Source organism: Sphingobium sp. YBL2 (genome assembly GCF_000943805.1).
In the GTDB taxonomy this organism is placed as follows: Bacteria; Pseudomonadota; Alphaproteobacteria; order Sphingomonadales; family Sphingomonadaceae; genus Sphingobium; species Sphingobium fuliginis.
Map to the genome: position 1 here is coordinate 1,091,633 of NZ_CP010954.1, position 17,648 is coordinate 1,109,280.

Here is a 17,648-nt window from a genome sequence, read left to right on the forward strand (position 1 = left end):
CATGACATTATCGCAGACATTCGGTGAATTCGCCGCGCATTTCCCTTCGGCCGGGATGCCGCCCGAAGTGCGGGAGGCGGCGCGCTGGCACATGATCGACTCGATCGGCGTGTCCATCGCCGGGGCCAATCCCAAGGAGGAAAGCGGCGCGGCCTTCGGGCGTCTCGTGGCGCAATGGGCCAAGGGAAAGGGCGATGTGAAGGCCGCCTCCCTCTTCGGCTTCGACAGGCAGGCCCGCGCCGAACTGGCGGCGCTGGTCAACGGATCGCTGGCCCAGGCGCTGGAGATGGACGACAAGCATGGCTCCTCCCTGGCCCGTCCCGGATCGACCGTCGTGCCCGCCGTGCTGGCGGCGGCGGAGGCGGAGGGCCTGTCCCTCGCGGCGGCCATCGACGCGGCCGTCGTCGGCTATGAGGTGATGATCCGGCTGGGCTTCGTGGCCGGCGACCGCTTCCTGGAGCGCGGCTATCATACCAGTTCGCTGATCGGCTCCTTCGGCGTGGCGGCGGCCATCGGGCGGCTGCGCGGCGCGACGCCGGCGCAGATCGCGGACGCCATGGGCATTGCGGGCACCTTCGCCTCCGGCATTCAGGAATCGACCCGTACCGGCTCGACGTCCAAGATATTGCACGGCGGCTGGGGCGCGCATGCGGGCATGCTCGCCATCGACCTCGCCATGGCGGGGATCACCGGTCCCGACACGGTGTTCGAGGGCAAGTTCGGTTTCTTCGAGACGCATTTGACCCCGATCACCGGTCAGCTCGACTTCGCCCGCGCTGCCGAGGGGCTGGGCACGCGCTGGTACCTGCCGGAAACCGCCTACAAGCCCTATCCCTGCTGCCAGTTGCTGCACGCCTTCATCGAGGCATCGAAGCAGGTGCTGGCCGACTTTGCCCGCGATGGGGTGACGGTGGCGGAGATCGAGAGCGTGCATTGCCAGCTCGCGGAGCCGGGCCTGACGCTCGTCACCGAACCCCGCGACCGCAAGAAAGCGCCGAAGACGCCGCATGAAGGCCGGTTCAGCCTGTTCTTCGGGGTCGCGGCGGCTTTGGTCGATGGCGATGTCGGGCTGGAGACCTTCCTGTCCGAGCGGCTGGACGATGATCGCATCCTGACCCTCGCGCAGAAGATCGAGGCGTCGGTCGATCCGGAGTCCGACTATCCGGCCCATTGCCCGGCGCGACTGACCGTGCAGGCGGCGGGGCGCCGCTATTTCAAGCATGTGCCCTATCATCCCGGATCGCCGGAAGCGGCCCTCTCCCGCGCCGACGTGCTGGCGAAGTTCGAGCGCAACACGCGCTGGCATTTCGGGGATGGCGCCGTGTCGGTGGCCGAAGCCATGGGCGAAACGCCCGAGGCGGAGTCCCTGTCGGACATGCTGCGTCCTATCCGGGCGGTCGAAACGCTGCGTCAGGCGTCATGAGCGTGGAGCGGTTCGACCGGCTGTTCATCGGCGGCGAATGGGTCGCGCCCCGCGCCGCTGGCCGAATCGCGAGCATCGATCCTTCCACCGAGGATGTCTGGGCGGAGGTCGCGTCCGCCGATGCGGCCGATGTCGAGGATGCGGTCGCCGCCGCCCGCGCCGCCATGGCCGGTCCATGGGGCCGCACCGCGCCGACCGAACGCGGCGCGCTGATCGCCCGGTTCGCGGACCTGGTCCGCCGCGACGCCGCCCGGCTGGCCGAGATCGAGAGCCGCGACAATGGCAAGCCGCTGCGCGACACGCTGGGCGAGGTGCAGCGGGCAGCGGACTGGCTGACCTTCTTCGCCGGGGCAGCGGACAAGGTGAATGGGGAGCAGATACCCTATCGGCCCGACGCGCTGGCTTATACCAGGCTGGAGCCGGTCGGCGTGGTGGCGGCGATCCTGCCGTGGAATTCCCCCATCTCGCTCGCCTCATGGAAGCTGGGGCCGGGCCTCGCCGCCGGCAACGTCATGATCCTGAAGCCCGCCGAGCAGACTCCGGCCAGCCTGCTCGCTCTGGCGGCGCTGGCGGAAGAAGCGGGCTTCCCCGCCGGCGTCGTCAATGTGCTGCCGGGCGACGGCGCCGTGGGCGCGGCGCTTTCCGCCCATCCCGGCGTCGCGAAGGTCAGCTTCACCGGATCGCATGAAACCGCGATCCGCATCATGCAGGGCGCGAGCGCGAACCTGAAGCGCTGCTCCTTCGAATGCGGCGGCAAGTCTCCGTTCATCGTCTTTGCCGATGCGGATTTCGACAGGGCGCTGTCCGTCGCGACGCACAGCGCCTTCCGCTCGACCGGGCAGTCCTGCTCCACCGCATCGCGCATCTTCGTGGAGCGGCCGATCTATGAACGTTTCGCGGCCGGCCTGGCCGAGCGGGCGAAGCGGATACGTCCTGGCCCGCCCTTCGATCCCCGCACCCATATCGGGCCACAGACCTCCGCCGAACAGCGGGACAAGACTGAAGCCTATATCGGTCTGGGACATGAAAGCGGCGCGCGCCTGCTGGCGGGAGGAGGACGGCCGGAGGGCCTTTCAAGAGGCTATTTCGTCCAGCCCACCGTCTTTGCCGATGTCGACAACCGGTCGCGTCTGGCGCAGGAGGAGATATTCGGGCCGGTGACGGCGGTCATGCCGTTCGATGGCGAGGAAGAAGCCGTCTCCCTTGCCAACGACACGCGCTATGGGCTGGTCGGCGGCTTGTGGACCAGGGATGTGTCCCGCGCCCATCGCGTCGCTGCCCGCATCGAAAGCGGCCTCGTATCGGTCAACACTTTCCGCCCCGTGCACTTCATGCTGCCCTATGGCGGGTATAAGATGAGCGGGATCGGGCGCGAAAACGGGTTCGACGCAATCCGGGAGTTCACCGAGACCAAGACGGTCGTCATCGATCTGTCCCACGCGATTCCGCCTGATCCATTTGCGGATTGAGGACCCTCGAGTCCCGAGGGCAAGTCGATGGACAGTTGTCGGTCCCGGGAAATCGACATGACATAAGTTAAACCTGCCCTTCATCCCCAATTCCGCTGGAACGGAAGTCGGCCGAGCCCGTTGGATCGGAGCTGCCGGCCAGGTAGCCCAGTGGAGCTTCTTCATGAATGAGATATTCCAGCACGCGACCGCCGATCCCGGTGCGGTCGCGTCGGGACCCTGCCTGACCGTTGTCGAGCGCAGCCTGTATCGCGGCGCCCATATCTTCGGCATGCGGCCGATGGCCCGCATTCAGGTGGACCTTGGCAGGCTGGAGGCATGGCCGACCGACCGCCTGCCGCTTTTCACCGAACAGTTGCTGGCCCGCCTGCCCGGCCTCGCCAATCATGGTTGCAGCTATCGACAGGCCGGCGGTTTCGTCCGGCGGCTGCATCAGGGGACATGGCTCGGCCATGTGATCGAACATGTGGCGCTGGAACTCCAGACCATGGCGGGAAGCCCGGTGAGCCGGGGCAAGACGCGCTCCGTCAAGGGGAAGCCGGGGTTCTACAACATCCTTTTCACCTATGGCGACGAACAGGCCGGCATGGCGGCGGGCGCCTTCGCCATCGCACTGGTCGCTTCGCTGCTGCCGGAAGGTCTGGGCGAGGTGAAGGGGCTGGAGAAGCTGGGCGTTCAGATGCCCGCCGATCCGCAGGATGCCGATGCCCTGATCCGGTCCTTGCGGGAGATATTGCGCCGGAACGCGCTGGGTCCGACCACGGCCTCGCTTGTGGCGGCCGCCCGGCGCAGGGGCATCCCGGTCACGCGCCTCAATGAGCAGAGCCTGATCCAGTTCGGCTATGGCAGCAGGCAGAAGCGCATCCGCGCAAGCATCACCGGCGACACGTCGCAGATCGCCGTCGACATCGCAGGCGACAAGAGCCTGACCAAGAAGCTGCTGGACGAGGCCGGCCTGCCGGTCCCCAGGGGCGTGGTCGTGCGTTCCGAGGAAGAAGCGGTCGGCGCGGCGCGGCGGCTGCGCATGCCTCTGGTGGTGAAGCCGCTCGACGGCAATCATGGACGCGGCGTCACCACGCAGGTCCGGGACGAGGCCGCGCTTCGCGCCGCGGTGATGCGCGCCCGGCAGCATGGCCGCCGGGTCATCGTGGAGGAGCAGCTGCCCGGCGACGATCACCGCATCCTGATGGTGGCCGGGAAGGTCGTCGCCGTGGCGCAGCGCATGCCCGCCGAAGTCGTGGGTGACGGCTTCAGCACCATCGGCCAGCTTATCGACCGGGTGAACGACGATCCGCGGCGGGGGCGGGGGCATGAAAATGCGCTGACCCGTATCGTCGCGGACGATGCGATGATCGCCCTGCTCGCCAAAGACGGCATGACGCTTGGAACGGTGCCGGGCGTTGGCAAGAGGGTTCGCCTGCGCGACACGGCGAACCTTTCCACCGGCGGAACGGCGGTGGACCGGACCGACGACATCCATCCGGACAATCGCCTGATCGCCGAGCAGGCGGCCGCCGCTGCCGGACTGGACATTTGCGGGATCGATTTCCTGTCGCCCGACATAGCCCGTTCCGTGCGGGAGACGGGCGGCGGCATCGTGGAGCTGAACGCCGCGCCGGGTTTCCGCATGCACCTCGAACCATCGAGCGGCAGGGCCCGCGACGTGGCCGGTCCTGTGATCGACGCCCTCTTTCCGCGTGGCCGCTCCAGCCGCATCCCGATCTTCTCCATCACCGGGACGAACGGCAAGTCGACCACGGTGCGCATGGTCGGGCGGATCCTCTGCCAGCATGGCCTGAACGTCGGCATGACAACCACGTCCGGCGTCTATTTCAACGGCCATCTGCTGAAGAAGGCGGACGCCAGCGGGCCGCGCAGCGCGCGCATGGTCCTGCGCAACCCCTCCGTCGATGTGGCGGTGCTGGAAACGGCGCGCGGCGGCATATTGCGGGAGGGGCTGGGCTATGACGGGGCGGATGTCGGCGCCGTGCTCAACGTCACCGCCGATCATCTGGGCCTGAAGGGCATCGATACCGTGGAAGCGCTGGCCGACGTCAAGGGCGTCGTGGTGGAGAATGTCGCCCGCAGGGGATTTTCGATCCTGAACGCCGACGATCCCATGTGCCGGCGCATCGCCCGCCATGCGCGGGGACGGATCGTCTGGTTCTCGCTCGAAGGCGGCGCGCGCATGGCGGAAATGCTGCGCCGTCACCTGCTGGCGGGCGGCCTGGCGGTCACCCGCGATCCGGACGAGACGGGCGGCACCATCGTCATCCATCGCGGCGAGGAGCGGATCGCCCTGATGCCCGCGTCGGAAATCCCGGCCACGCTGGGCGGCATAGCGGAATTCAACATCGCCAATGCCCTGGCGGCGGTGGCGATGTGCTTCGCCCATGGCGTCCCGCTGGACGCGATCCGCGAAGGGCTGCGCGCCTTCACCTCCAGCTTCGAGGAGTCGCCGGGGCGGCTCAACATGATGGAGCGGGACGGCATCCGCATCATCGTCGACTATGCCCATAATCCTGCTGGCCTGATCGCCCTGGGACAGGTGGTCGACCGGCTGCGCGGCGCCCATGGACGCGCGGTGGGGATGGTGAGCATTCCCGGCGACCGGCGCGACTGCGACATTGTCGAGATGGGGCAGATCGCGGCCGGCGTCTTCGACGAGATCATATTCCGCGAGGCGCCGGACGGACGCGGCCGGCCCCGGGGCGAGACCAATGCCTTGTTGTCCCAGGGCGCATTGAGGGCCGGCATGCCGAACGAGCGCATCCACCGGATCGTGGATGAGTTCGAGGCGGTCGAGGCCGTGCTGTGCAAGGGCCGGCCCGGCGACCTGCTGGTGATCCTGCCCACATCGGTCGAAAAGGTCTGGCGACAGGTACAGCAATTCGGGTCGCCGGCGGCGGCCGGAGAGCAGATGGTGCCGGCCCATGTCTGAATGGGCCCTGATCGTCCATGGCGGGGCGAAGACGATCGACGTCGCGCTGCACGACCGTAACCGCGAAGGGTGCCGGGCAGCCGCCGCGGCGGGCGCGATCGTGCTGCAATTTGGCGGCTGCGCCGTCGCGGCGGTCGAGGCGGCCATTCGCGTCCTTGAAAATGACAGCATCTTCAACGCGGGCTTCGGCTCCGTCCTGAACGCCGACGGCGCGGTCGAGATGGACGCGGCGATCATGAACGGCCGCGATCTTTCGGTGGGCGCTGTCGCGGGCGTCCGCCGCATCCGCAACCCGATCGTCGCCGCGCGTGCTCTGATCCCGGCCCGGCCGGTGCTGCTGGCCGGAGAGGGGGCGGAACGCTTTGCGGAGGAGCAGCAGATAGCGCTGTGCGATCCCGCCGAGATGATCGCGCCCGACCGCATGGCATCGGAATATGCCAAGGCCCATGATACCGTCGGCTGCGTCGCGATCGACATGCAGGGGCATATCGCGGCCGGGACATCGACCGGGGGTTTGCCGGGCAAGCATCCGGGCCGGATCGGGGACTCGCCGCTTCCCGGTTGCGGACTTTATGCCGATGACGGCATTGGCGGCGTGTCCCTTTCCGGTGACGGCGAAATGATCATCCGCACGACCATCGCCGCGCATGTCATGCACGCGCTGCAAGCCGGACCGCTCTGCGCCGCCGCCGAAACCGGCCTTGCGCAGCTCGACCGCGTGGGCGGGGAAGGGGGCGCGATCCTGATCGACCGCCACGGGCGTTTCGGCGTCGCGCATAACAGCGACCATTTCGCGGTCGCGATCCACGGCAGCCGTCTTGCCGAGCCGCATGGCGCTGTCCACCGACAGGAACTGGAGGGTCTGCTTGATGGCTGAGGAAGGAGGCCCGCTGATCATCATCGGCGGGCGCGAAGACAAGGAAGGCGAAAAGCGCATCCTTAAGGAAGTGGCCGAGCGGGTGAAGGATGGGAAACTGGTGATCGCCACGGTGGCGAGCCACCAGCCCGACGGCTATTTCGAATCCTACCGGAAGGCCTTTGGCGATCTGGGCCTTGACGATCTGGTGGAACTTTACGTGCATGAACGGGGCGAAACGCTGGAATCCAGCGCGGCGACCCTGTTCGAAAATGCCAAGGGCATTTTCTTCACCGGCGGGGATCAACTGCGCATTTCCAGCCAGATCGGCGACACGCCGGTGGAGAAGATGGTCCGGCAGATTCATCTGGAAGGCGGCGTGGTGGCGGGAACGTCCGCCGGCGCATCGGTGATGAGCGAGACCATGCTGGTCAAGGGCAGTAGCCAGGAATCGCACCGCATCGGCGACCTGCACATGGCCCCCGGCCTGGGTCTGATCCGCGATGTCATCATCGACCAGCATTTCGCGGAGCGCGGACGCATCGGCCGCCTGATGGGAGCGGTGGCGCAAAATCCGCGCGTGCTGGGCATCGGCATCGATGAGGATACCGCCATCCTGGTCCAGGGGCACCGTTTCTGCGTGATCGGTTCCGGGGCGGTCTATATCGTCGACGGCTCAGGCGTCACCCACTCCAATATTGCCGAAGCGAGTCCGGAGCGCACCCTGTCCATGCATGACGTCCGCCTGCATGTCCTGAGCCAGGGCGACTGCTTCGACCTCAAGCGGCGCTGCCCCGAAGCGCCAGGTTCCAATCAGGCAGGGGTTCGGCATGCATGATCTCTCTGCCTTCCGGAAGGCTGAAATTCCCCCTCCCGCCATGCTGGCGCGCAAGCCGGAAGATGCGGCCATGGAGGAAGAAGCGCTGCGCGAACTCCTGCTGCTTCTGAAGAAGCGGCGCTATGCCTTTGTAACGCCGACGCCTCTTTCCCATTCGCGCATATTGGCGCGCGACGCCGCCCGTCCGGCGCGTGACCTGCGCGATGTGTTCGGGTGGAACCGGCCCTTCTCTCCCGACCTTCTCGATCGCTCCGTAATGGAGTGCCTGAAGCGGGCGGAAATGGTCGAGCACCGGGCGGACGGGATGATGAGGAGCCGCGTGCGGGTCTCCTCGCTGGATGATGATCTGTTCCTTCATTCCAGCTACCCCACGGTGGATCGCGATGCCGTGTTCTTCGGCCCGGACAGTTACCGGTTCGCGCGCTTGATCCGTCAGGGGCTTGCGATGCGCCCGGCGCGGCGAGGGGCGCGGATCGCGGATATGGGCGCCGGTACCGGAGTCGGCGCCATCGTCGCTGCCCGCTCATGCCCCCAGGCCTGCATTGTCATGACCGACGTCAACGCATCCGCCCTGCGTTTCGCGCGGATCAATGCGGGCGTGGCCGGGTTCGGCGCCGGCTATGTGCTGGCCGACACGCTGGACCCGGTGGCGGGCGATTTCGACCTGATCGTGGCGAATCCGCCCTATATCAGGGATCGGCAAGGCCGCGCCTATCGCGACGGCGGGGACGGGCATGGCGCAGCCGTGGCCTGGAGGATGGCCGAAAGCGCCTTGTCCCGGCTGAAGCGGGAGGGTCGCCTGCTGCTCTACACCGGCAGCGCCATCGTCGGCGGGGCGGACGCCCTGCGCGCAAGGCTGTCGGCGCTGGCGGAAAGCCGGGATTGCACTCTGTGCTATAGCGAAATCGACCCGGACATATTCGGGGAAGAGTTGGAAGGCCCGGCCTATCGCGATGTCGAACGCATCGCGCTGGTCGCCGCTATCTTCACGAGGCGCCACTGACGCGCCCCGCAACTGGCCATTTCCCCACATTCCGAATTCGTCCACGCGGCCTAACCCATGGCAAGGAAAATCGGCTTTCGGAACCAGGATCAGGAACGGGAGTCCCGTTCTCGCGCTTATCGGTGAACAGGCTGACAGGAGCGATCATGAACAAGAGCCGCGGGGGCACGCGAACGCCCTGCACCCATATCGTCATCACGGGCGCGTCGAGCGGCATAGGCCAGGCCACGGCGCAGGCGTTCGCAGCCCGGGGAGGAAAGCTGGTCCTCGCGGCACGGGATGGCGAGGCGCTGGAAGCCGTGGCGGAGACGTGCCGCAGGGCCGGGGCGGAGGTGTTGGTCGTACCGCTCGACGTGGCGGATGCGGATGCAGTGCGTCAGCTCGCCCGGTCGGCGCGCGATTTTTGCGGGTCGATCGACCTCTGGTTCAGCAATGTCGGCGTCGGAGCCGTCGGCAAGTTCGTGGACGTCCCGATCGAGGTGCACGAACGGACGATCCGTTCCAACCTCATCGGCCATATGAACGACGCCCATGCGGTGCTGCCGATCTTCATGGCCCAGCGGCACGGCATTTTCGTCAACATGATCTCGCTAGGCGGATTGACCGGCACGCCCTATGCCGCCGCCTATGGGGCGAGCAAATTCGGCCTGCGCGGTTTTTCGGAAGCATTGCGCGCGGAAATGACCGAATGGCCGGACATCCATATTTGCGACGTCTATCCGGCCTTCGTCGATACGCCCGCGCTACGCCACGCCGGCAATTATACCGGCAAGGCGCTGACCGCCCCGCCGCCCATACTCGATCCAAGGAGGGTGGCGGCCGCCGTGGTGCGCCTGGCGGACCGGCCCCGCGACAGCCTGCTGCTGGGGACGCCGACCTGGGCCGTGCGGTTCGCCCATCCATTGGCGCCCTCGCTGCTCAGCCGGATCGGGAATCTGGCGTTCGGGCGCTATTTTGCCTCTGCGGAACGCGCGCCGGTCACGCGCGGCAATCTGTTCGATCCGCCACGGGACAGCGGCGGTATCGACGGCGGGTTCCGCAAACCCGCGACGAAACGGCGGAAGGCCGCCCTGGCCACCGGCGCGGGTGTGGCGGCCGGGGTTCTGCTACTCGGCCTGCTGACGCCGCGCCGGCAGCCCGGGCGTTAGCGGAATGACGAAGCCCCTGGATTGCCTGGTGGTGGGCGCAGGCCCCGCCGGCCTTACGGCGGCCATCTATCTGGCCCGCTTCCATTTGAGGATCAGGATCGCGGACGCGGGCAACAGCCGCGCTGCGCTGATCCCGCATACCCGCAATCATGCAGGCTATCCCGGCGGCATATCGGGCCGGGAGCTGCTCGCGCTCATGCGCCGGCAGGCGGCGGAATTCGGAGGTGAGGTGACGGAAGGGCTGGTGACGGGACTGGAAAAGGACGGCGATATTTTCCTGGCGCATATCGGGACCGAGACATGGCAGGCGCGCAGCGTCCTGCTGGCGACCGGCGTGGTGAACAATGCGCCGCCCATATCGCCCGATGTGCACGATGCCGCGCTTCGGCAGGGGCTGTTGCGCTATTGTCCGATCTGCGACGGCTACGAAGTCACCGACCGGCGTATCGCCGTCATCGGAACGGGCACGCGCGGGACGAACGAAGCGATGTTCCTGCGCACCTATTCCCCCGACATCAGCTTGATTTCACCTGAGGGCGATCATGAACTGTCCGCCGACCAGCGGGTAAGACTGGAGGAGGCGGGCATCGCCCTGGTGAACGGTCCTTGCGAACCGCTGCGCATCGACGGCGAAAGCATATCGGTGCCGACGCCGAATGGGGCGCAAGCCTATGACACGGTTTATCCGGCGCTTGGATCGATCATCCGGTCGGAACTGGCGATGATGCTGGAGGCCGAAGCGACGGACGACGGCTGCCTCATCGTCGACGACCATCAGCGAACGAGCGTGCCGGGCCTTTATGCGGCCGGCGACGTGGCCAAGGGCCTGGACCAGATCAGCCACGCCATGGGGGAGGGGGGCGTCGCCGCCACGACGATCCGAAACGATCTGGCGGCGAAGATTTCGCTCTTCCGATAAGGCGCGTTATCGCCCGGACCCATTTTGTGCCGCGGAGGAACCTGAAGATCCCTGCGTTGCCGTGGGACTGTCGCTGGCGGAAACGGCGCCCCGCGTGCTGGTCTCGCCATCCGTCATGGCGCTGCCGGGGCCTTCGCCGGGAATGCCGTCGGGCACCGTGCCTGCGGTCGTGTTGCTCGGCGCGAAAGTGGAATCACCGGAATCGCCCTGATCGGAAGGTGCGCATGCGGTCAGTGCGACAATGAGAAACGCGGGAGCCATTTTCATAACATCTTCACCCCTGATGGCTGGTTTATTCTGCAACGACCCGATTTCACGGCCGTTCCGGCAAATCCGTTATCGCGTAAAACTATATTAGATCATCGTGCAGAAAAGCCGTCGCGAACCTGTCGAAGAATGGGAACCGCGCTGAATGACATGTGTGACACTTTACCGAATTCGCGCGCGGGGGATTAAGTGTCACGGCTGATTTTTCGGAAAGGAAGAGCATTCTTCGCGGCGCCGGACAGGTCACGACCATTGGCCGTTCAGATCGAGCCGCAGGAAATGGCAATGGACTGCGAAATCCCACGCGCTTGCCGGGTAAAGTGTCATCCGTGCTTTTTGTTGGAAGATCGCCGCAGAGGGGGATTCACACGGACTCAGCATGTGCTAGATTCCACATATGTTCCACCAGCCTGATCTCTTCGAGCAATCACCGTCGGCGTCCCGGCCGCCCTCGCTGCCCGTGACGTCCGCGCTTCCCGATCTTGTCGAACGCATATCGACGGTGTCGAAGCGGCCCCGCTATGCATTGCTGGTGCTGAAGCTGATCGCTCAGGAAGCGGGTTCCAACGACAGCGTGGGACCTTATGTCGGCAGCGGCAAGGGGAGGGTGCCGGTCCGTGACTGGCTTTGCCAGGCGCTGGCGCCTCTCGCGCAACGGGATTGTCGGCGTCGCGCCATGATCGATGCGGTTCACGCCGATCTGATGTCGCGTCCGGGCAATATGGCCGATCCCGAAGAGGTGGAACGGCAGCTCGAACAGGAAGTTCAGTCGCGAATATTGCGATCGGGACGGACGAATGTGAGCCGGGTCGTATCGGACCTGGTCCGCGCCGGCCTTTTGCGCCGCCACTATCAGGGGTATCGGGTCGATCATCCCAATCGCGGGGCGCAGCGCGAAGCGGTCTATACCATCACGCCAGAGGCCAAGCGCGCGCTCCAACGCCATTGAAGGGCGCCGATAATGGCGGTGCCGCTTCCCGCAGGAGCGATTTCGCGAACCGGCGCGGACTGCCCCTTGGTTTGCGCGGCGCGCCGGGTTATCCGCGCAGGATGAGCGGCGAGACCATGACGACAGGACAGGCAGGGAAGCGCTGGCAGGGCGGTCGGCTGCCGCGCGCAGAGGTCGACCGGCGCATCGACCGGCTGCTCGACATCGCGCTGGAGGAGTTCGCGTTGACGGGCTTCGGCGGCACCAGCCTGGACCGGCTGGTCGAGCGTTCGGGTGTCAGCAAGACCACCATCTATCGCCGTTTCGGCAGCAAGGAAGGGCTGTTCACCGCGCTGATCCATCGCAGCATGGAAGCGGTGCGGTCCGGTCTCTGGGCGCTGGAACTGGATGTGGCCGACCCCTTGGGAACGATAGAGCGGTTCATCGCCACCTATACGGAGGTCGCGATATGCCGCCCCATGGGGCGGACCCTGCTCCAGATCGCGGTGGCGGAACGGCGCGACTTTCCTCATCTGGGCGCGATGCTGCTTGCCAATGCCTATGAGGGCTTCCGGCCGATCAGCGATTATTTCGAACGGCTGATGACGGACGGCGTGCTGCGCCCGGGCGATCCGCAGGACGCCGCCTTCGACCTGCAAGGCCTCATCACCCAGGGATTTCGGGTGATGGTCGATGATATTGGCTTCGTCCACCGCGAAGGGCGGGCGCGGGAAATCGCCGGAAGGTTCCTCCGCGGCTGGTCCTGATGCCGTTCGGCATTCCTTCGTCCGGCGGATAGATCATATCCATGATGCATGGCCATCGTCGCTGACCGGCATCGTCGCGCCGGTCAGTAACGGCTCCGCCATCGTTCAGTCCACCAGCCGCTTCACTTCGCGGTCCCGATCGAGTGTTGGGTCGAGATAGCGCCCGACCTTATAGTCGCCGGCAATGGTCGTGCGCCGGGCGCTGCGCTTGCAGTCGAGCGGAACGCCATTGGCGGAATGCACGATCCGCCAATTGTCCCAGACGACCATGTCGTTTTCCTGCCATTTGTGGAAATAGGCATGGGCTGGATCACCCAGATGTGCCGCCAGCTCTGTCAGCAGCGCATCGCTTTCCGCCCTTTCCATGCCCAGCACATAGCGGGCATGCATGGGCGAGAGTTTCAGCACCTTCCGGCCCGTTTCCATCTGGGTGATCACCAGCGGATGGACGACAGGCGGGAAATTGTAATGCGATCCCGGCTTGACCGTCGCGCCGACGTCAAGGCGTTCTATGTCGGTGGGGAAGCCGAATTGACCGGAACAGAAATCGGGGTTGAATTCGTAAACGACCTCCAGCCCCTCGATGCGTTTCTGCATGTCCGGCGACAGCCGGTCATAGGCCTGGATCGCGTCGATGAAGCCGGTTTCCCCCATGGTGCGGGCCGGTTCCGTCATGCGCAGCACGGCGCCGCGCACGATTGTAGGCATGAAGCTCTGATCCCAATGCCAGCCCAGCCAGCCTGCGCGATCGATGCCATCCACGCGATAGAAGGGGTTGGGTCGGCCCGCGGGGTCCTGCGGATCATAGGCCAGCGTCATCATGAACTGATTGACGGGATCGTTCAGATCGGCCGTGGCTGCGGGTTCCATTTCCCCGAAGATGGTGCTGAGGCGCATCTGCGCCATGTCGTCGTTGCGGACGTCGCGGAAGAGCAGGATTCCCGCGTCGATCCATGCATCATGGATCGCCTTCCGGGTCGCGCCGTCCAGATCGCGGGTCAGGTCCGCGCCGACGATTTCCAGTCCGAAAGGTGCGTCGAGCGGGCGGCGTTCGATGGTGGTGGCGATGTTCAGCATGCGATCGGCTCCGGTTGCAGGATGAGGCGGCGCAGATCCTGCACCGCGCGATAGGCGTCGCGCACCGCTTCACCGATCCGCGCAACCTGCGCGGCGTCACCGATGCGGATCATCGGAATGTCGAGACCGGTGAGAGCGTCCGGCAATTCGCTGTCGGGCACCAGGCCATGGGCCAGCAGCAGGGCCGCGGCCGGCTGATCCGTCAGCGCGCCATCGCCGGAGAGCGTGACATGCTCGCCATCGACGGCATGCAGCGTCGTGTTGTCGAGAATGCGGATGGCAGCATTGCCATGCAGCCGCTGCAACAGAGCGCCGCGGTAAAGCACTTCGGCGTTGCGGGCGAGGAACTTGGCGTCGGAACGGGTGACAAGCAGCACATGATGCCCGTCCTGCGCCAGATATTCCGCTGTCTCCGTTCCCGTTTCACCTCCGCCATAGATGACGATCGGCCGTTCAGGGGTCGATGGCGGGACATCCGTTTCGCCCATCAGCACTTCATAGGCTGGCGCGGTCGGCAAATTGCCCCAGCTCGCAAGGTCAAGCGGCGCCAGCCGCGAACCATTGGCGAGGATCAGGACGTCTGGCTGGTCCTCTTCAATCACCTCCCGCGTCGCCTGCGTCCCGGCGCGCACGGTGATGGTGCTGCGTTCGACCCGGTTCAGCAGGAATTTATGATACCAGAACAGCTTGTCCTTTCCGGGAGGAACGGCCGAGGTGATAAGATTGCCGCCCAGACGCTGGCGCTTTTCATACAGGGTGACGGCAAAGCCGACCTGATCAAGAAGCAGGGCCGCGGCCATGCCGCCCGGGCCCGCGCCGATCACCGCCGCTTTCAGGCCATTGGCGAAACGCTCCAGTTCCGCTTCCGTCTCCTTGCCGCAACGGGGGTTTTCCGCGCAGGCGACCGACCGACTTTGCGCCAGTTCGCGAATGCACCAGTTGCAGGAGGTGCATGGCCGGATGTCGTCGACCAATCCGCGCTGCGCCTTGATCGGCCACATCGGATCGGCCAGCAGCGCGCGACCCAGCGACACGATGTCGGTGTCGCCATTGATCACTGCCTGCTCGCATTTGTCGGGCCAGCGCATCACGCCTGCGGTGATTACCGGCTTGCCGGTCGCTTCCCGGATGCGGCGGGCATAGGGCAGGCGATCCCCTTCCTCGACCGACATCGGCTCCAGGATGAGATGGGCGCTTTCCAGAAAGCCCCAGCTGATGTCGACGGCATCCACACCGGCTTCGCAAAGACGCGGCGCAATCTTCTCACTGTCCTCGATGGTGATGCCGCCTTCAACGCCGTCCACCACGGACATCCGGTACATTAGCGGCTTGTTCCCGATCTGCGCCTTCACCGCCTTGATGACTTCGGTGGGAAAGCGCAGCCGGCGCTCGAAATCGCCGCCCCATTCATCGTCACGATGGTTCATCAGCGGGGAAAGAAATTGCTGGATCAGATAGCCATGGGCGCCATGCAGCATCACGCCGTCATAGCCCGCGAGCATGGCGAGCCGCGCCGTATTCGCATAACGCCCGATGATGTGGTGGATTTCCTCATCCTCCAGCGGCCGGGGCACGGCGTTCATATAGATGCTGTTAAGAGGAATCGCGCTGGATGAGACCGGCTGGCGGCCGATCACGCTTTCCTTGGTCTGCCGCCCCGCGTGCGAAATCTGGATGACCGCCTTCGCTCCGGCCGCGTGAATGGCGGCGACCAGTCGCGCGTGACCGGCCTTGAACCGGTCATTGTCCAACCGCAATTGCGGCACGTTGGAACTGAAGCCGGTTTCCGCGTCGACGCAGGTGAATTCCGTGATGATAAGGCCGGCGCCGCCCCGCGCCCTCTCGCGGTAATAGGCGATGATCGCTTCGTTCACGCCGCCGTCGGGTTCGCCCAGATGCGTTTCCATCGGGGCCATGGCGATGCGATTCTTGAGCGTCAGATTGCCGATCCGGAACGGATCGAACAGGCGCGGATAGGCCATGCTTCCTCTCAGCTTATTATTGAAGTCGCCTCTTTCTAGCATTGCTATCTGAGCGGATAATCACCACAGTTCGAGACACATTATGCAATGATGAGAGATAATCATGGATCGGCTGACGGGTTTGGAAGTGTTCGTGGCGATCGTGGATTCGGGCAGCTTCGTCCGTGCGGCGGAGCGGCTGGCTCTTTCCCCGACCATGGTTTCCACCCATCTGGCCCGGCTGGAAGACCGGCTGGGCGCGCGGTTGATCCACCGGACGACACGCCGCTTCGCCCTCACCCCTCAGGGCCATTTGTTTCTGGAAGAAGCGCGATCCATTCTGGAAGCGGTGGAACAGGCCGAAAGCCGGATGCGGATGAGCGACATGGGCCCTAGTGGCCGCGTCGCGCTGGACGCGCCGGGCGCGATCGGCCTGCGCTTCGTCGTGCCGGCCCTGTCGCAGTTGCGCGCCCTTCATCCTCGCATCGTCCTTGACCTTAGCGTCGGGGACCGCACCATGATGTTCCGGCCCGAAGCGTTCGACCTGCTCATCCGCGTCGGCGTACCGGCGGAAGGGAAGGGGGAAGTCGTCAATCTGGGCCGTACCCGTTTCGTGCAGGTGGCTTCGCCCGATTATCTGGCGCGTCGCGGCGAACCGGTGACGCCTGACGATCTTCACGATCATGATTGCGTGCTTTACGCCACGGTCGATCGGCCGGTTGGTCAATGGCGATTCGTTCGCGGAAAGGAGCGGCGGTCGCTACGCCCAGCCAGCGTCGCCACCTTCAATCATGGCGACGCCATAGCCGCCGCAGCGGTCGCCGGAGTCGGCATAGCCCAGACGCTGGAAATGCTGGTCGCTCCGGAACTGACATCGGGTCTGCTGAAGCCGGTATTGACGGAGTGGAACCGGGAAAGCGTCGACGTCCAGCTCTTCATTCCCCAGGATCGCATGAAGCGTCAGGCCGTCCGCGCCGTGGCGGAGTTCCTGCAAAGCCGGGTCGACTGGGGCAGTTCCGCCTAGAGCCAATCGACATTCAGCCCTGATGGCCTGCAAATGACGCTTTTCCGTGCTTCCGGTGCTCACCTACTTTGAGTAGGCTGCGCGCCGGGTCACGGAAAACCACCATTTTACCTTCGGTGGCCTTCGGCTCGGCTCGTCATCTTCTGAATGTCGATTGGCTCTAGGCCGATCGGTGTCGCAGGGCCGCGACGATCAGATCGATCAGCAACAGCGCCTGGACCGATAATGTACGTCGAGCGAGGGATGCCACCACCAACTCCAGCGGCTGAGCGACTGGCAGACCATGAATAAGCGCGTATCGATCTTCGGCCAAAGCCTCCGCCGTGATCCAGACAGCGTCGCTTGCCAGTGTAACCAGGCCCGCAATCTCGAAATTGTCGCAACTGATCGTGGGCGCGTAGATCGGGCTGCCGCCTGTTCCGCCGATGATGGGATAGCCTGCGATGTCCTCCTCCCCCACCGTGCGGCCGGCAAGGGGATGGCCGCGTCGCACCAACGCGCCCAACCGCGTCCGGCCAATGCGCCTGAAGCTGAGGTCAGGCCGGTCTTCCACAAGGACATGGGCCAGGACGGCAAAGTCCAGTTCCCCTTCCTGGAGCAACGCCTGGAGTTCCCCGACATCGCCCAATTTCGTCCGCACCCTCAGGCCGCCATGATCGCGGGCGACATGGGACAGCATGGTCTCCAACAGCAATGCAGCGGCGAGGGGGCCGAAACCGCAACATACTTCCCCGGACCCGCGGTCGGAAAGCAGCGCCATATTGCGTTCAAGATTCGCCATCTGGCGGAGCAGCGGCACCGCGTCAGCCAACAGCGCTTCGCCGGCGCGCGTCGGATATACGCCGTCGCGCCCGCGGTCGAACAGGCGCAGGCCGATTTCCGCCTCGGCCGCCTGGATGCTGCGCGTTAGAGCCGATTGCGTCACGCCAAGGCGGTCTGCGGCCAGGCCGAAGTGCCGTTCCTGACTCAATGCGACGATATGGCGAAGTTTACGGATGTCCATGTGCTGAACTCATCGAAATCACAC

15 protein-coding genes are annotated in these 17,648 nt (G+C 65.4%); 12 read left to right on the forward strand and 3 right to left on the reverse strand.

Features of this window, described 5'->3' with window-relative positions; translation table 11 throughout:
- The first annotated feature begins 1 nt into the window (after position 1).
- From TZ53_RS05175 to TZ53_RS25540, 11 genes are all read left to right on the forward strand, one after another.
- Positions 2-1,423, forward strand: a complete 1,422-nt coding sequence (locus TZ53_RS05175) for an MmgE/PrpD family protein (RefSeq protein ID WP_165363357.1) — start codon at positions 2-4, stop codon at positions 1,421-1,423.
- Positions 1,420-2,892 carry an aldehyde dehydrogenase family protein gene (locus tag TZ53_RS05180; protein WP_025550679.1) on the forward strand — a complete coding sequence of 491 codons (1,473 nt, stop codon included), beginning with the start codon at positions 1,420-1,422 and terminating at the stop codon, positions 2,890-2,892. The genes TZ53_RS05175 and TZ53_RS05180 overlap by 4 nt, the downstream gene beginning before the upstream one ends.
- Positions 2,893-3,055: 163 nt before the next feature.
- Positions 3,056-5,833, forward strand: a complete 2,778-nt coding sequence (gene cphA, locus TZ53_RS05185) for a cyanophycin synthetase (RefSeq protein WP_044660647.1) — start codon at positions 3,056-3,058, stop codon at positions 5,831-5,833.
- Positions 5,826-6,710: an isoaspartyl peptidase/L-asparaginase family protein gene (locus tag TZ53_RS05190; protein ID WP_044660648.1), complete on the forward strand. Its 885-nt coding sequence runs from the start codon at positions 5,826-5,828 to the stop codon at positions 6,708-6,710. Before cphA ends, TZ53_RS05190 begins: the two co-directional genes overlap by 8 nt.
- The gene (locus tag TZ53_RS05195) at positions 6,703-7,527 is read left to right on the forward strand and encodes a cyanophycinase (RefSeq protein WP_044660649.1); all 825 of its coding nucleotides are present in this window, start codon (positions 6,703-6,705) and stop codon (positions 7,525-7,527) included. The genes TZ53_RS05190 and TZ53_RS05195 overlap by 8 nt, the downstream gene beginning before the upstream one ends.
- Complete coding sequence (locus TZ53_RS05200) at positions 7,520-8,530, forward strand: methyltransferase (RefSeq protein WP_229742586.1); 1,011 nt, start codon at positions 7,520-7,522, stop codon at positions 8,528-8,530. The genes TZ53_RS05195 and TZ53_RS05200 overlap by 8 nt, the downstream gene beginning before the upstream one ends.
- Positions 8,531-8,676: 146 nt before the next feature.
- On the forward strand, positions 8,677-9,678 hold the full coding sequence (locus tag TZ53_RS05205; protein WP_025550687.1) for an SDR family oxidoreductase: 1,002 nt from the start codon (positions 8,677-8,679) through the stop codon (positions 9,676-9,678).
- Positions 9,679-9,682: 4 nt separating this feature from the next.
- On the forward strand, positions 9,683-10,597 hold the full coding sequence (locus TZ53_RS05210) for an NAD(P)/FAD-dependent oxidoreductase (RefSeq protein ID WP_025550689.1): 915 nt from the start codon (positions 9,683-9,685) through the stop codon (positions 10,595-10,597).
- Positions 10,598-10,658: 61 nt separating this feature from the next.
- On the forward strand, positions 10,659-10,808 hold the full coding sequence (locus TZ53_RS26645) for a hypothetical protein (RefSeq protein WP_157009776.1): 150 nt from the start codon (positions 10,659-10,661) through the stop codon (positions 10,806-10,808).
- A gap of 453 nt (positions 10,809-11,261) precedes the next feature.
- Complete coding sequence (locus tag TZ53_RS05220) at positions 11,262-11,813, forward strand: hypothetical protein (protein ID WP_025550693.1); 552 nt, start codon at positions 11,262-11,264, stop codon at positions 11,811-11,813.
- Positions 11,814-11,914: 101 nt separating this feature from the next.
- A complete protein-coding gene (locus tag TZ53_RS25540) occupies positions 11,915-12,559 on the forward strand; it encodes a TetR/AcrR family transcriptional regulator (protein ID WP_128830827.1) in 645 nt (214 codons plus the stop codon).
- A 105-nt stretch (positions 12,560-12,664) separates the two neighbouring features.
- On the opposite strand, the gene TZ53_RS05230 is transcribed toward TZ53_RS25540, so the two are convergent.
- On the reverse strand, positions 12,665-13,636 hold the full coding sequence (locus tag TZ53_RS05230) for a TauD/TfdA dioxygenase family protein (RefSeq protein WP_044660651.1): 972 nt from the start codon (positions 13,634-13,636) through the stop codon (positions 12,665-12,667).
- On the reverse strand, positions 13,630-15,618 hold the full coding sequence (locus tag TZ53_RS05235) for an oxidoreductase (protein ID WP_025550698.1): 1,989 nt from the start codon (positions 15,616-15,618) through the stop codon (positions 13,630-13,632). Before TZ53_RS05235 ends, TZ53_RS05230 begins: the two co-directional genes overlap by 7 nt.
- A gap of 103 nt (positions 15,619-15,721) precedes the next feature.
- On the opposite strand from TZ53_RS05235, the gene TZ53_RS05240 reads away from it, so the two are divergent.
- The gene (locus TZ53_RS05240) at positions 15,722-16,621 is read left to right on the forward strand and encodes a LysR family transcriptional regulator (RefSeq protein ID WP_025550700.1); all 900 of its coding nucleotides are present in this window, start codon (positions 15,722-15,724) and stop codon (positions 16,619-16,621) included.
- Positions 16,622-16,781: 160 nt separating this feature from the next.
- On the opposite strand, the gene TZ53_RS25545 is transcribed toward TZ53_RS05240, so the two are convergent.
- Positions 16,782-17,624, reverse strand: a complete 843-nt coding sequence (locus TZ53_RS25545; protein WP_052628098.1) for a LysR family transcriptional regulator — start codon at positions 17,622-17,624, stop codon at positions 16,782-16,784.
- Positions 17,625-17,648 lie beyond the last annotated feature (24 nt).